Origin of the sequence: Actinokineospora sp. PR83 (assembly GCF_021056305.1) — a bacterium.
Lineage (GTDB): Bacteria > Actinomycetota > Actinomycetes > Mycobacteriales > Pseudonocardiaceae > Actinokineospora > Actinokineospora spheciospongiae.
In genome coordinates this window covers 1-13,575 of record NZ_JAJCXD010000102.1, presented here as the reverse complement: position 1 = coordinate 13,575, position 13,575 = coordinate 1, and the positions used below count along the sequence as shown (strand labels likewise).

Sequence of the window (13,575 nt, the reverse complement as noted above, 5' to 3'; positions counted from 1 at the left end):
CTCCTGAGGTTTTGTTGCTGTTGGGCCGATCCTGCGGTGCTGGGGCATTCGGGCGCCCGGTTCGTCGCGGCCTCTTCGGTTCCGCGTCCCGGGCGGGGTCACCAGCCGGTGGGGAGGGGGCGGCCTTCGGCGAAGCCCGCGGCGGACTGGACGCCCACCACCGCTTTCCGGTGGAACTCCGCGAGTGTGGTGGCGCCCGCGTAGGTGCAGGCGCTGCGGACGCCGGAGCAGATGGCGTCCAGGAGGTCTTCGACGCCGGGGGCGTTGGGGTCCAAGCGCATCCGGGAGGCGGAGATCCCCTCCTCGAAGAGGGCCTTGCGGGCCCGGTCGAAGCCGCTGTCGGTGCGCGTGCGGGCGGAGACTGCGCGCTTGGAGGCCATGCCGAAGGATTCCTTGTAGGCGCGGCCCTGCTCGTCGCGCAGGAGGTCGCCGGGGGACTCGTAGGTGCCCGCGAACCAGGAGCCGACCATGACCGAGGCCGCGCCCGCCGCCAGGGCGAGGGCCACGTCCCGGGGGTGGCGGACGCCGCCGTCGGCCCAGACGTGCTTGCCGAGGGCGTGGGCGGCCTCGGCGCACTCCTGGACCGCGGAGAACTGGGGGCGGCCCACGCCGGTCATCATCCGGGTGGTGCACATGGCGCCGGGGCCCACGCCGACCTTGACCACGTCGGCGCCCGCCTCGACGAGGTCGCGCACGCCGTCGGGGGTCACGACGTTGCCCGCGACCACGGGGACGGACGGGTCCACGGCGCGGACCGCGCGCAGGGCGGTGAGCATCTTCTCCTGGTGGCCGTGCGCGGTGTCCACCACGAGGGTGTCCACGCCCGCCTCCAGGAGGGCTCCCGCCTTGGCCGCCACGTCGCCGTTGACGCCCACGGCCGCCGCCACCCTGAGCCGGGACTCGCTGTCGAGGGCCGGGGTGTAGATGTCGGCGCGCAGCGCCCCCTTGACGGTGAGGACGCCCGCGAGGCGGCCGGAGGGGTCGACGGCCACGGCGATCCTGGTGGTGCGGCCGTCCAGGGCGTGGAAGACCTCGCGGGGGGCGGTGGAGACGGGGAGCGTGAGCACCGCCGGGTCGGCCACCTCGCGCAGGCGGGTGAAGCGGTCGACGCCCAGGCACGCGGCCTCGTCCACGGTGCCGATGGGCCTGCCGTCGTCGTCGACCACCACCACGGCGCCGTGGGCCCGCTTGGGCAGCAGGTTGAGGGCGTCGGCGACCGCGTCACCCGGGCCCAGGACCAGCGGGGTGTCCCAGACCGGGTGCCGGGCCTTGACCCAGGCGGTGATGTCGGCCACCGCGCCGGGGTCGACGTCCTGCGGGAGCACGACCAGGCCGCCGCGCCTGGCGACCGTCTCGGCCATCCGCCTGCCCGCGACGGCGGTCATGTTGGCCACCACGATGGGGATGGTGGCGCCCGTCCCGTCCGAAGTGGACATGTCGACGTCGAAGCGGCTCTCCACCGGGGACCGGGCGGGCACCAGGAAGACGTCGTCGTAGGTGAGGTCGTGCTGCGGTGTGGCGTGGTAGAAGCGCATGGGGGGAACGTTACGGCGTTCGGGCCCGGCGCGCGAAAAGTTGTCCACAGGGTGCGTTTCGGCTGTTGGGACGCCTGTTCAGGGGTGTCCACTAAGGATTGACCGGTGCGCCCGGCAGGAGGGCGCGCACCGCGTCGATCGTGTCGGCCTCGGCGGCGGACTTGTCCGGGCGGTAGCGGACGACCCGGGCGAAGCGCAGCGCCACACCGCCCGGGTAGCGGGTGCTGACCTGCACGCCGTCGAGGGCGATCTCCACGACGACCGACGGCCGCAGGTACACCGCCCAGTCGTCGCGGTGGGACTCGTGGGCGGGGAACTCGTCGGTCTGCCGGCGCAGGAGTTCGTCGGTGAGGCCCTTGAAGGTCTTGCCGACCATGACCGGAGGACCGCCGTCGGGGTCGCGGGCACCGAGGTGGAGGTTGGACAGGAGGCCGGTGCGGCGGCCGTGGCCCCACTCGGCGCCGAGGACGACCAGGTCGAGGGTGTGCACCGGCTTGACCTTCTGCCACGCCTTGCCGCGCCTGCCCGCCGCGTAGACCGAGTCCAGGGACTTGACCACGACGCCCTCGTGGCCCGCGGCGAGGGCGGCCTCGGTCAGGTCGTCGGCCTGCTCCGGGGTGGGTTCGAGGACGCCGGGGATGACGTGCTCGCCGACGGCCCGCTTGAGCGCCCGGTTGCGCTCGCGCAGCGGGGCGTCGAGCAGGTCGGTGCCGTCGAGGTGCAGGCAGTCGAAGAACCACGGGCGCAGGAGGAGGGCCTTGACCTGCTCGTCGACGGTGCTGCCGAAGCGGGACATGGTCTCCTGGAAGGGGCGGGGGCGGCCGTCGTCGTGGAGCGCGAGCGTCTCACCGTCCAGGACGGCGCTGTGGCAGGGGAGGCCGCGGACGAGGTCCACGAGTTCGGGGACGCTCGCGGTGATGTCGCGCAGCGTGCGGGTGTGGACGGAGACGGTGTCGCCGTCCTTGTGGACCTGGATGCGGGCGCCGTCGAGCTTGAACTCGACCAGGCAGGGGGAGAGTTCGGCGAGCGCGTCGTGCAGGGTGGCGCCGGGGGAGGCGAGCATCGGGCGGACCGGGCGGCCGAGTTCGAGCGCAAACGCCTGCAGCGCCGCCGAGCCGCCATCGAGCGCGGCGCGGGCGGTGGCGGGGAGGTGCCCGGAGAGCATGAAGGCGCGGCGGACGTCGGCGCCGGGCACGTCGGCGGCGCGGGCCACGGCGTCGAGCATCACACCTTCGAGGGCGCCCTGGCGCAGCTCGCCGGTGAGCAGGGCGCGGAGGAAGTCCTGCTCGGCCCGGGTGGCCCGGTCGAGCAGGCCCTTGAGCAGTTCGGCGCGGGCGGCGGTGGAACCCTTGCCGCTGGTCGCGGCCACCGCGGTGAAGGTGGTGTCGACGTCGGTGACGGTCAGGGTGGAGGTCTCGGCGGGTCGGTCGAGCAGGGCGTGCAGGGTCCGCCAACCCGCCCCGATCCGGCCCTGCCGGGGCGCCCCGGCGAGGAACGCCACGACGACCTCGACCTCGTCCGGGCCGTCGGCGCGCACCAGCAACCCGGCCAGCGCGTCGACCTTGGCCAGCCGGGACCGCGTCCGGCCGACCTCGGCGGACACCGCCACGACCTCGCCGAATGTCAGCATGGCCCCATGGTGCCCCGGGGGACCGACATCCGCGACGCAACCGCGGGCAGGTGGTGGCACCGGGTCGCCGAACTCGCCCGGGGGCAGCCGAATCCACCGGCGGGCGGGCGGCCCGGCCCGGGAAACGGCAGGCGCCGCACCCCGCGCCACCCGTACAGTGCCGACTCCGTGGACACCCCTCAGGTGCTGGTGACCGGGTCCTCCGGTGTGGTGGGCGCGGCGATCGCCCGTGAGCTGCACTCGGCCGGGTGGGCGGTTCGCGGGTGGGACGCCCGGCCGGGGCGGTGGACCACCCACCGGGGCGACCTGCGCGACGCCGCGGTGCGCGCCCGAGCCGTCGCGGGCGTGGGAGCGGTCGTGCACACGGCCGCGCTGCACGCCCCGCACGTCGGGAGCGTGCCCGACGGCGAGTTCCGCTCGGTCAACGTCGACGCCACGGCCGCCCTGCTGGAGCAGGCGGCCCGGTGCGGTGTGCGGCGGGTGGTCTACACCAGCAGCACCTCGGTGTACGGGCACGCCATGGTGCCCGGCGACCGCGCCGTGTGGGTGGACGAGGAGCTCGTCCCGCGGCCCCGCGACGTCTACGACGAGACCAAGCTCGAAGCCGAGGCGCTCGTCGGCGTCCACCGCGACGAGCGGTTGTCGACGGTGGTGCTGCGCATCGCCCGCTGCTTCGCCGAGGCCCCGGAGGTCCGGGCCGCGCACCGGCTGTACCGCGGGGTCGCCCTGTCGGACGTGGCCCGCGCGCACCGCCTGGCACTCGAGCGCCAGGGCGTGACCGGTGTGTTCACCATCGCAGGCCCGCTGGTGTTCAGGCCGACGGACACCAGGCGGCTGTGGCTCGACGCCCCGGCCGTCATCGCGCTACGCGCACCGCAGGTGGCGGCGTTGTTCCGGCGACGGGGCTGGGCCCTGCCCGCGAAGATCGACAGGGTGTACGACTCGCGGGAGGCGTCCAGGCGACTGGATTACCACCCCGAGCACGGCCCCGCTTCGCCCACCGAGGTGGGACCCGGGTGACGGCAGGCGTTCCGGCGGCCTCCGGCACGCCGTCGTGCCGGGGTACCCGCCCGGCGAGGGCGCGGCCCACGGCTGCACGGTGGTCTCGGCGCCGGGGTCGGGCCCACCCGGGCCCGACCCCGGGTGGCTACCTGCCGCCGCGCGCCATCCGCAGGACGTCCAGGGCCTCGTCGAGCTGGGCCTCGGTGAGCTTGCCGGAGTCCACGTGGCCGCGTTCGAGGACCACCTCGCGGATGGTCCGTCGCTCCTTGAGCGACTGCTTGGCGATCGACGCCGCCTCCTCGTAGCCGAGGTACCTGTTCAGCGGGGTCACGATCGACGGGGACGACTCCGCCAGCTCGCGCAGGTGCTCCACGTTCGGCGTGATGCCCCCGACGACCTTCGACGCCAGCAGGCGGGCGACCGCGGCGAGGAGGCGGGCGCTCTCCAGGACGTTGCGGGCGATCACCGGCAGCATCACGTTGAGCTGGAAGTTGCCATGGGTGCCCGCGAACGCGACCGCCGCGTCGTTGCCGATGACCTGGGCGACGACCATCATCGTCGCCTCCGGGAGGACCGGGTTGACCTTGCCGGGCATGATCGACGAGCCCGGTTGCAGGTCCGGCAGGGCGATCTCGCCCAGGCCGGTGCGCGGGCCGGAGCCGAGCCAGCGCAGGTCGTTGGCGATCTTGAACAGCGACACCGCGACCGTGCGCAGGGCGCCGGAGGCCTCCACCACCGAGTCCTGGGTGGCCTGGGCCTCGAAGTGGTCGCGGGCCTCGGTCAGCGGGAGGTCGGTGAGCTGGGCCAGCTCCGCGGCGACCGCCATGCCGAAGCCGTCGGGGGCGTTGAGGCCGCTGCCGACGGCCGTGCCGCCGATGGGCAGCTCCGCCAGCCTGGGCAGGACCGCGTGCAGGCGCTCGACGCCGAAGCGGAGCTGGGCGGCCCAGGCGCCCGCCTCCTGGCCCAGGGTGATCGGGACGGCGTCCATGAGGTGGGTGCGGCCGGACTTGACCACGTCCGCCCAGTCCTCGGCGCGGTCCTCGACGGCCTCGGCGAGGGTTTCCAGGGCCGGGACGACGTCGGTGGCCAGGGCCTCGGTGGCGGCGACGCGCAGGGTGGTGGGGAAGGTGTCGTTGGACGACTGGGAGGCGTTGACGTGGTCGTTGGGGTGGACCTCCCGGCCCAGGGCCCGCGTGGCGAGGGTGGCGATGACCTCGTTGGCGTTCATGTTCGACGAGGTGCCGGAGCCGGTCTGGAAGACGTCGATCGGGAACTGGTCGTCGTGGGCGCCCTCGGCGACCTCGGTCGCGGCCGCGGCGATGGCCTCGGCCACGTCGTCGTCGAGGACGCCGAAGCGGGCGTTCACCCGGGCCGCGGCGGCCTTGAGTAGGCCGAGGGCGCGGATCTGCGCCCGCTCCAGGCCGCGGCCGGAGATCGGGAAGTTCTCGACCGCCCGCTGGGTCTGCGCGCGCCACAGCGCGTCCGCCGGAACCCTGACCTCGCCCATGGTGTCGTGCTCGATGCGGTAGTCGGTCATGACCCCAGTGTCGTCCGGTTCGGGGGTCTTCGCGGGGTGCGCAACGTCGTCTTCGCCACATAGGGTGGCTCGCACCACCACTTCCCTGGAGAGCGGGGACGCATGACCTCTCCCATCGACGTCGACCTGCTGATCGTCGGCGCGGGCCCGACCGGGCTCTACGGCGCCTACTACGCCGGGTTCCGCGAGCTGTCCACCGCGGTGGTGGACTCGCTGCCGGAGGCGGGCGGGCAGGTGACCGCCATGTACCCGGAGAAGATGATCTACGACGTGGCCGGTTTCCCCGCCGTGCGCGGGCGCGACCTGGTGCGGGCGCTGGTCGACCAGGCCGACCAGTGGAAGCCGACCTACCTGCTGGGGCGGCGGGCGCACGAATTGTCCGAAGAGGACGGTCGGTTCGCCGTCGGGCTCGACGGCGGGGTCTCGGTGCGGGCCAGGTCCGTGCTGATCACCGCGGGGATCGGCGAGTTCACGCCCCGGCCGCTGCCCGCCGGGACCGGCTGGCTCGGGCGGGGCATGGTGCACTTCGTGCCAGCCCTGGACGCGCACCGGGGGCAGGACGTGGTGGTCGTCGGCGGCGGGGACTCGGCGTTCGACTGGGCGCTCGCGCTGCACCCGATCGCGGCGAGCGTGACCATCGTGCACCGGCGGGCCCGGTTCCGGGCGATGCCCTCGACCGTGCGGCAGGTGCAGGGGCTGGGCGTGCGGGTCGTCACCGACGCGGAGGTCGTGTCGTTCAACGGCGAGCGGGAGCTGCGCTCGGTGTCGATCGCGGTGAAGGGGGTCGATGGCGAGGAGGAACTGCCCGCCCAGGCCGTCGTCGCCGCGCTCGGGTTCACCGCCGACCTGGGGCCGATCGAGTCGTGGGGGCTGGAGGTCGCGCACCGGTCCATCCCGGTGGACTCGACCATGCGGACCGGTCGGGAACTGGTGTACGCGGCGGGGGACGTCGCGGCCTACCCGGGCAAGGTGAAGCTGATCGCCACCGGGTTCGGGGAGGCGGCCACGGCGGTGAACAACATCGCGGTCGCACTGGACCCGGCGGCCCACCTGTTCCCCGGGCACTCCAGCGGCGGGGAGTGACCTCGTCGGCACGCGGGAGCGGCGCCCGGAGACCCGGGTGCCGCTCCCGCGTTCGAGCTGGGGACTACTTGACCACCTGGACGACGTCGCCGACCTTGAGGCCGTTGTAGAAGGTCTTGGCGGCGGCGTTCGACAGGTGGATGCAGCCGTGCGACTTCACCTTGAGGCTGCCCTGGTGGAACGCGATGCCGCTGTTGAAGAACACCGAGTAGGGCATCGGGGCGTCGTTGAACTCGCTGCTCTTGTGGTCGATGTCCTTCCACTGCACCTTGAAGGTGCCGGGCGGGGTCAGGTATCCGGGGCGGCCGCTGGTGATCGGCACCGGGCCGTAGACCACCTTCCCGTCCTCGAGCAGCCACGACTGGTTCGCGCTCAGGTCGATGCAGGCGTCGGCGTCGGTCGTGCACGGCGTGCCCGGCGACGGGGCGGGCTTGGGCTTGGTCGTCGTGGGCTTGGGCTTGGTCGTGCTGGGCTTGGTGGTGGTGGTCGGCTTGGGTTTCGTGGTGGTGGTGGTCGGCGCGACCGTGGTGGTGGTCGTCGGCGCCACGGTGGTGCTGGTGGCTGTGGTGGTCGTCGGCGGTGCGGTGCTCAAGACCGCGGGCACCTGCGCGGCGGTGTCCCCGCCGCCCGTGCCGCACGCCGACAACAGGCCCACCGCGACCGCCGCGACCCCCAGGATGACCTTGCGCATGTACCGGCTCCTCGCCACCCCCGGTCGGCCGTCCGGCCGACACGTCCTGTGAGGCAGACCCTCGTGCATGGAGACGCTCCGGTGCGAGGGCGGGTTGTCGACTGCGACCAACTCGTGACCCGCCCACGACCGGGCGACCGAAATGCTCACGGACGGTGTCATTTCCGGGGCCGGGCCCGGGAAGGACAAAGGCCCCGCTCCCGGACCGGGAGGGGGCCTTCGCGGGGGCCGCTACGGCAGCGGCGGGATGGAGTCCTCGGCCGTGCCCTCGGAGACGCGGTCGAAGTCCACCGAGCTGTACTCGCGCAGCTTCGTCAGGCGGTGGAAGCCGTCGATCATCCGCAGGGTGCCGGACTTGGAGCGCATGACGATCGACTGGGTGGTGCAGCCGCCGGAGCGGTAGTGCACGCCGCGCAGCAGGTCGCCGTCGGTCACCCCGGTGGCGCAGAAGAAGACGTTGTCGCCGCGGACGAGGTCGTCGGTGAGCAGGACCCGGTCCAGGTCGTGGCCCGCGGCGACGGCCTTGGCCCGCTCCTCGTCGTCCTTGGGCCACAGCTTGCCCTGGATGGCGCCGCCCATGCACTTGAGCGCCGCCGCGGCGATGATGCCCTCGGGGGTGCCGCCGATGCCGATCAGCATGTCGATGCCGGTGGACGGGCGGGCCGCGGAGATGGCCCCGGCCACGTCGCCGTCGGAGATGAAGTGGATGCGGGCGCCCGCCTCGCGCACCTCCTTGACGATGCCCTCGTGCCGGGGGCGGTCCAGGATGCACACCGTCACGTCGGAGACGTCGGTGTCCTTCGCCTTGGCCACGCGGCGGATGTTCTCCGCGACCGGGGCGGTGATGTCGACGACGTCGGCCGCCTCCGGGCCCACCGCCAGCTTCTCCATGTAGAACACCGCGGACGGGTCGAACATCGCCCCGCGCTCGGCCACGGCGAGCACGGCCAGCGCGTTCGGCATCCCCTTCGCCATCAGGGTGGTGCCGTCGACCGGGTCCACCGCGACGTCGCAGTCGGGGCCGTCGCCGTTGCCGACCTCCTCGCCGTTGTAGAGCATGGGCGCCTCGTCCTTCTCGCCCTCGCCGATGACGACCACACCGCGCATGGACACGGTGCCGACCAGCTTGCGCATGGCGTCCACCGCGGCGCCGTCGCCGCCGTTCTTGTCACCGCGCCCCACCCAGCGGCCCGCCGCCATGGCCGCCGCCTCGGTGACCCGCACCAGCTCCATCGCCAGGTTGCGGTCCGGTGCCTCGCGGCGGCGGGTGCCGGTGGTGGACGGGGTCGGGGTACTCATGGTTGCCTCCCGGCAAAGACGTGGTCGGGGGAACTGGACCATTTCGCATCCTCCCAGATCAGCGCGGGTCCACGCGCTGTCACCGAGCCGTGCCGCTCGTCACCCTGCGTCGCCTGCGACGATGGGGGGCGTGGCCACACCAGGAGAACCGGCCGGTCCGCCGCCGAAGAACCGTCTGAACCAGGGACTGCGGGACATGGTCCTGTCCCTGATCGCGCTGCTGGTGATCATCGCCGCATTGCTCCTGTTCAACAAGAGCTGCTCGTTCAACCCGGGTGGGCCCGCCGCGGACACGTCGTCGTTGCCCACTGTGGACGTGGAGCAGCAGTTCGCGCAGGTGGCGGGGACCCTCGACTTCCCGTTGCGGCTGCCGTCGGTGCCCGGGGGGTGGCGGGCGAACTCCAGCTCCACCGGCCCGGCCGCGCCCGCCTCGGTGGTGGTGCGCGTCGGGTGGCTGACGCCCGAGCGGTACGTGCAGCTCAGCCAGTCCGGCGCCGACCCGGCCGACCTGGTGCGAGCCGAGACGGAGAACGAGTCGCCGCCGACCGGGTCGGTCGACGTCGACGGGACACAGTGGACGGTCCACCCGGGCAGGCGGGCGGAGCGGGCGTGGACCGTCGACCTCGGCGACACCACCGCGCTGATCACCGGCACCGGCACCGAGGACGAGTTCCGCACGCTCGCGCGGGCCGTGCAGACCGGGCGGCCGGTCGAGAGGGGCTAGGCCGCGTTTCGAAAGCCCGTGTTCGCGATAGCCGCGCCGGATGCGGCCCCTGGCGGCACGGGAGGAGGACACCGATACAACCCCGGTATCGGCGCCCTCCTCCCGCACCACCAGGAACCACCCCGATCACGACTCTCATCGAACGAGACTTCCGAAACACGGCCTAGTCCTCGGCTTCGGCGGCGGCCAAGGCGGTCTCCACGCGTTCGCGGGCGCCCGCCAGGTGCTTGTCGCAGATCTTGGCCAGGGTTTCGCCGCGTTCCCAGAGGGTCAGGGACTCCTCCAGGGAGAGGCCGCCCGCCTCCAGCTTGGCGACGACCGCCACCAGTTCGTCGCGGGCCTGTTCGTAGCCGGGGGTGGTCACCTTGCTGGGCTCTCCAGACGGGTCAGGGCTCGGGCGAGGACGGTGGCCACCGCCTGGTCGAAGCCGACGAACGCCTCGGCGAAGTCGGCGCCGTCGCGGTCGGTCACGGCCTCGGTGATGCGGGCGCCCGCGCGGTTGATCCGGCTCTGGTTGGCCGGGGCGGCGGGGCCCGCGTACAGGCCCGCCGCCGTGCACAGTTCGCGCAGGCGCCGGGGGAGCTGGTGGCGGCCGGTGTTGGCGCAGCCCGCCAGGAGGGTGGCCCACGCCTCGGCGGCGGCGGCGTCCGCGCGGATCGCCGACCAGTGGACCTCGCGGGCGGAGCGGGGGGAGTCGGGGTCGCGGGAGATGGTGCACGCCGTGGAGAGGGTGAGCGGCAGGAAGGTGGGTTCGTTGCTGGTCGTGGCCACCGCTACCTCCCCTCGTGCGCCGGGTCCCGGTCGCCGGTGACGACCGCGTGCAGGGCGCCGTCGGCCAGCCTGATCCGCAGGGTCGCGCCCTCGGCGGCGTCGTCGGTCGAGCGCAGCACGCGGGGGATCCCTCCGGCATCGGTCCGCTGGACGACCGCATACCCACGGGCAAGCGTGGCGGCTGGCCCCAGGGTCGTCAAGCGGGCCCGGGTCGCGGCCAGCCCGGCGGACTCCTCGGCCAGCCTGCCCAGCAGCGCCCGCCTGCCCCGCTCGGTCAGCGCGCGCACCTCGTCGGCCCGCCTGAGCAGCGGGGACACCGGGTCGGCCAGCACCGGCCTGCTGCGGAGCTGGGTCAGCAGCCGCAGTTCGCGGTCCACCCACCCGTGCAGCGCCCGGCGGGCCCGGTCGCGGGCCTGGCGCACCCGCGCGGACTCCTCGGCCACGTCCGGCACCACTCGCTTGCCCGCGTCGGTGGGGGTGGAGCAGCGCAGGTCGGCCACGTGGTCGAGCAGCGGGGTGTCCGGTTCGTGCCCGATCGCGCTGAGCACCGGCGTGCGGCACTCCGACACCGCCCGGCACAGCGCCTCGTCGGAGAACGGCAGCAGGTCCTCCACGCTGCCGCCGCCGCGGGCGATCACGATGACCTCCACCTCCGGGTCGCGGTCGAGCACCCGCAGCGCGTCGAGGATCTGCGGCACCGCCGTCGCGCCCTGCACGGCCACGTTCTCCACTCGGAACGCCACCGCGGGCCAGCGCGCGGTGGCGTTGACCAGCACGTCGTGCTCGGCGGCCGAGGCGCGGCCGGTGATCAGGCCGACCTTGCGCGGCAGGAACGGCGGCCTGCGCTTGCGCCGCGCGTCGAACAGGCCCTCGGCGGCGAGCAGCCTGCGCAGCCGCTCGATCCTGGCCAGCAGCTCGCCGACGCCCACGGCCCGGATCTCGTCGGCGCGCAGGCTCAGCGTGCCGCGGTTGAGGAAGAACGTCGGCTTCGCGCGCACGACGACCCGGGTGCCGTCGGTCAGCGGCGGCTCGTGCTGCCGCAGCACCGCGGTGGCGCAGGTGACCGTCATCGACACGTCCGCCGCCGGGTCGCGCAGGGTGAGGAACGCGGTACCGGTGCCGGGGCGGGCGGAGATCTGCGTGAGCTGGCCCTCGACCCACACGGTGCCGAGCCGGTTGATCCAGTCGGCGATCTTGCGGGCCACGGTGCGGACCGGCCACGGCTCCTCCGGGGTGGAGCCGGGTTTGGCGGTGGTGCTGTTCTCAGTCACGGTGGCTTTCGGTCGGGCTCGGTCGGGTCACTGCTGGTCGCGCACCGTCTCGATGCGCCGGGTGAGCATCCCGACGAACGAGGCGCGGTTCTCCCCGGAGCGCTCGTAGGACAGCAGCTCCTCCAGGTCGGCGACGGAGAACGTGCGCAGCCGGGCGCGCAGTTGCGGCAGCGACAGCTCGTCGTAGTTGGGGACCGCGGCGGGGGCGTTGGCGATCGCCTTCTGCTCCTGCTCCCACGGGTCGGCACCGGTGGCCTCGGCCTCCAGCGCGGCCTCCTCAGCAGCCTCCTCCGCGGCGGCCTCGGCCGCCGGGTCGTCGGCCACGTCGACCTCGGCGTCCCCGTCGACGGCCACCCCGGCCGTGGGGTCCGCGGTGGACGTGGCGACCGCGGTGTCCACCGCGGACCCGTCCTCGTCGGACTCGTCGTCCAGGTCGTCCAGGTCGAACCCGTCGTCGAACCCGGCGTCCAGTTCGTCCTCGAGGTCGTCCAGGTCGTCCAGGTCGTCGTCGGTGACCCGGTCGAAGGCGGGGCGGCGCGGGTCGGCGGCGGCGGGCGGGGCGATCGGGTCGACGTCCTCGTCGAAGGTCGCCCACTCCGGTGATTCCTCGACCGGGCGCAGCAGGGCCAGCGCCTCGTCGCCCTTGACGGCCAGCTCGGTGACCTGCTGCTGCACCCGCATGGACGCCTGCAGCGCCTGGCTGGCGATGGTGACCGGGAGACCGATGATCCGGCGGGGCAGGTCCCGGGCGCGCTCGACCGCCGTGGCCGCGAGCCCGGCCGCGAGGCGCACCGGCAGGGGGAGGGGCTTCATGGGCACCAGCCTGCCGGAATCCACCGGTTCTGCACAGCGGGCCACGGCGCCCTCTTCGCGAGACCCGGGCCACACGTACCCTGGGTGGTATGAGTGCTCCGACCAAGCGCGTGTTGCTGGCCAAGCCGCGCGGCTACTGCGCCGGTGTCGACCGGGCCGTCATCACGGTGGAAAAGGCCCTGGAAACCTACGGTGCGCCCGTCTACGTCCGCAAGGAGATCGTGCACAACAAGCACGTCGTGGAGACGCTGCGCGAGCGCGGCGCGATCTTCGTCGACGAGGCCGACGAGGTGCCCGAGGGCGCCATGGTCGTGTTCTCCGCGCACGGCGTCTCGCCCGCGGTCCACGAGCAGGCGGCCGAGCGCAACCTGCGCACGATCGACGCCACCTGCCCGCTGGTGACCAAGGTGCACTACGAGGCCAAGCGGTTCGCCAAGGACGACTACGACATCCTGCTGATCGGCCACGAGGGCCACGAGGAGGTCGAGGGGACCGCAGGCGAGGCGCCCGAGCACGTGCAGCTCGTCGACACCGCCGAGGACGTCGACAAGGTCGTGGTCCGCGACCCGTCGAAGGTCATCTGGCTGTCGCAGACCACGCTCTCGGTCGACGAGACCATGGTGCGGGTCAACCAGCTCAAGAACCGCTTCCCGGACCTGCAGGACCCGCCGAGCGACGACATCTGCTACGCCACCTCGAACCGCCAGTTCGCGGTGAAGGCGCTGGCGCCGGAGTGCGAGCTGGTGCTGGTCGTCGGGTCGGTGAACTCCTCGAACTCCAAGCGGCTGGTCGAGGTCGCGGTGCAGGCCGGGGCGAACGCCTCGTACCTGGTGGACTACGCGCACGAGGTGGACGAGGCCTGGCTCGACGGCGTGACCACGGTCGGCGTCACCAGCGGCGCCTCGGTGCCGGACAACCTGGTGATGGACCTGCTGGCGTGGCTGGCCGAGCGCGGCTACGGCCAGGTCGACGAGGTCACCACGGCCAACGAGAAGATCACCTTCGCGCTGCCGCCGGAGCTGCGCAAGGACCTCAAGCCCGCCTGAGCGCCGAACACGGCCGAGAGCCGAGACCCCCGTACCGGGTCTCGGCTCTCGTGCTGTCCGGGTCTACTCCGGGCGGGGCTTGCGCGCGGCGGGCTTGCGGCCGGGGTCGCGCGGCGCGCGGCCGGGGCGCGGCTCGCGCTTGGCCTCCTCGCGCGCCGGGCGGGGGCGGCGCT

The 13,575-nt window shown here is 73.5% G+C and carries 13 protein-coding genes; 4 read left to right on the top strand and 9 right to left on the bottom strand.

Features of this window, described 5'->3' with window-relative positions; genetic code table 11:
* Positions 1–98: 98 nt before the first annotated feature.
* The gene (locus tag L6E12_RS29820; RefSeq protein WP_236231262.1) at positions 99–1,535 is read right to left on the bottom strand and encodes a GuaB1 family IMP dehydrogenase-related protein; all 1,437 of its coding nucleotides are present in this window, start codon (positions 1,533–1,535) and stop codon (positions 99–101) included.
* A 91-nt stretch (positions 1,536–1,626) separates the two neighbouring features.
* On the bottom strand, positions 1,627–3,165 hold the full coding sequence (locus tag L6E12_RS29815; RefSeq protein ID WP_236231261.1) for an ATP-dependent DNA ligase: 1,539 nt from the start codon (positions 3,163–3,165) through the stop codon (positions 1,627–1,629).
* A gap of 168 nt (positions 3,166–3,333) precedes the next feature.
* On the opposite strand from L6E12_RS29815, the gene L6E12_RS29810 reads away from it, so the two are divergent.
* On the top strand, positions 3,334–4,185 hold the full coding sequence (locus L6E12_RS29810; RefSeq protein WP_236231260.1) for an NAD(P)-dependent oxidoreductase: 852 nt from the start codon (positions 3,334–3,336) through the stop codon (positions 4,183–4,185).
* A 127-nt stretch (positions 4,186–4,312) separates the two neighbouring features.
* Here the strand turns inward: L6E12_RS29810 and L6E12_RS29805 are convergent, their stop codons facing one another.
* Entirely contained in the window at positions 4,313–5,704 is a 1,392-nt protein-coding gene (locus L6E12_RS29805; RefSeq protein WP_236231259.1) for a class II fumarate hydratase, read from the bottom strand.
* Positions 5,705–5,806: 102 nt separating this feature from the next.
* On the opposite strand from L6E12_RS29805, the gene L6E12_RS29800 reads away from it, so the two are divergent.
* Positions 5,807–6,787: an NAD(P)/FAD-dependent oxidoreductase gene (locus L6E12_RS29800; RefSeq protein WP_236231258.1), complete on the top strand. Its 981-nt coding sequence runs from the start codon at positions 5,807–5,809 to the stop codon at positions 6,785–6,787.
* 64 nt (positions 6,788–6,851) lie between these two features.
* On the opposite strand, the gene L6E12_RS29795 is transcribed toward L6E12_RS29800, so the two are convergent.
* A complete protein-coding gene (locus L6E12_RS29795; protein ID WP_236231257.1) occupies positions 6,852–7,478 on the bottom strand; it encodes a L,D-transpeptidase in 627 nt (208 codons plus the stop codon).
* A gap of 231 nt (positions 7,479–7,709) precedes the next feature.
* Positions 7,710–8,777, bottom strand: coding sequence for a class II fructose-bisphosphatase (gene glpX / locus L6E12_RS29790; protein ID WP_236231256.1), 1,068 nt, complete (start codon positions 8,775–8,777; stop codon positions 7,710–7,712).
* Between glpX and L6E12_RS29785 the strand changes: the two genes are divergently transcribed.
* Complete coding sequence (locus tag L6E12_RS29785) at positions 8,677–9,501, top strand: DUF4245 domain-containing protein (RefSeq protein ID WP_308075347.1); 825 nt, start codon at positions 8,677–8,679, stop codon at positions 9,499–9,501. The two genes, glpX and L6E12_RS29785, sit on opposite strands and share 101 nt — an antisense overlap.
* 163 nt (positions 9,502–9,664) lie before the next feature.
* Here the strand turns inward: L6E12_RS29785 and L6E12_RS29780 are convergent, their stop codons facing one another.
* Genes L6E12_RS29780 through L6E12_RS29765 form a run of 4 tightly spaced genes read right to left on the bottom strand, consistent with a single transcriptional unit; the run spans position 9,665 to position 12,356 of the window.
* The gene (locus tag L6E12_RS29780) at positions 9,665–9,865 is read right to left on the bottom strand and encodes an exodeoxyribonuclease VII small subunit (protein WP_236231254.1); all 201 of its coding nucleotides are present in this window, start codon (positions 9,863–9,865) and stop codon (positions 9,665–9,667) included.
* Positions 9,862–10,272, bottom strand: coding sequence for a sugar ABC transporter substrate-binding protein (locus L6E12_RS29775; protein WP_236231253.1), 411 nt, complete (start codon positions 10,270–10,272; stop codon positions 9,862–9,864). The genes L6E12_RS29780 and L6E12_RS29775 overlap by 4 nt, the downstream gene beginning before the upstream one ends.
* A gap of 2 nt (positions 10,273–10,274) precedes the next feature.
* Positions 10,275–11,543, bottom strand: a complete 1,269-nt coding sequence (xseA, locus tag L6E12_RS29770; protein WP_236231252.1) for an exodeoxyribonuclease VII large subunit — start codon at positions 11,541–11,543, stop codon at positions 10,275–10,277.
* Between the two features lie 27 nt (positions 11,544–11,570).
* Positions 11,571–12,356 carry a lipid droplet-associated protein gene (locus L6E12_RS29765; protein WP_236231251.1) on the bottom strand — a complete coding sequence of 262 codons (786 nt, stop codon included), beginning with the start codon at positions 12,354–12,356 and terminating at the stop codon, positions 11,571–11,573.
* A gap of 89 nt (positions 12,357–12,445) precedes the next feature.
* Here L6E12_RS29765 and L6E12_RS29760 point away from each other — a divergent pair, with 89 nt between their 5' ends.
* The gene (locus L6E12_RS29760) at positions 12,446–13,402 is read left to right on the top strand and encodes a 4-hydroxy-3-methylbut-2-enyl diphosphate reductase (protein WP_236231250.1); all 957 of its coding nucleotides are present in this window, start codon (positions 12,446–12,448) and stop codon (positions 13,400–13,402) included.
* The last annotated feature ends 173 nt before the right edge of the window (positions 13,403–13,575 follow it).

What these genes read in the sequence shown, in the direction of transcription:
- L6E12_RS29795 (WP_236231257.1), bottom strand. Translation starts at nt 7,478, where the DNA reads ATGCGCAAGGTCATCCTGGGGGTCGCGGCGGTCGCGGTGGGCCTGTTG.
- L6E12_RS29785 (WP_308075347.1), top strand. Translation starts at nt 8,677, where the DNA reads ATGGCCGCCGCCTCGGTGACCCGCACCAGCTCCATCGCCAGGTTGCGG.
- glpX (WP_236231256.1), bottom strand. Translation starts at nt 8,777, where the DNA reads ATGAGTACCCCGACCCCGTCCACCACCGGCACCCGCCGCCGCGAGGCA.
- L6E12_RS29805 (WP_236231259.1), bottom strand. Translation starts at nt 5,704, where the DNA reads ATGACCGACTACCGCATCGAGCACGACACCATGGGCGAGGTCAGGGTT.
- L6E12_RS29800 (WP_236231258.1), top strand. Translation starts at nt 5,807, where the DNA reads ATGACCTCTCCCATCGACGTCGACCTGCTGATCGTCGGCGCGGGCCCG.
- L6E12_RS29820 (WP_236231262.1), bottom strand. Translation starts at nt 1,535, where the DNA reads ATGCGCTTCTACCACGCCACACCGCAGCACGACCTCACCTACGACGAC.
- L6E12_RS29760 (WP_236231250.1), top strand. Translation starts at nt 12,446, where the DNA reads ATGAGTGCTCCGACCAAGCGCGTGTTGCTGGCCAAGCCGCGCGGCTAC.
- L6E12_RS29765 (WP_236231251.1), bottom strand. Translation starts at nt 12,356, where the DNA reads ATGAAGCCCCTCCCCCTGCCGGTGCGCCTCGCGGCCGGGCTCGCGGCC.
- L6E12_RS29815 (WP_236231261.1), bottom strand. Translation starts at nt 3,165, where the DNA reads ATGCTGACATTCGGCGAGGTCGTGGCGGTGTCCGCCGAGGTCGGCCGG.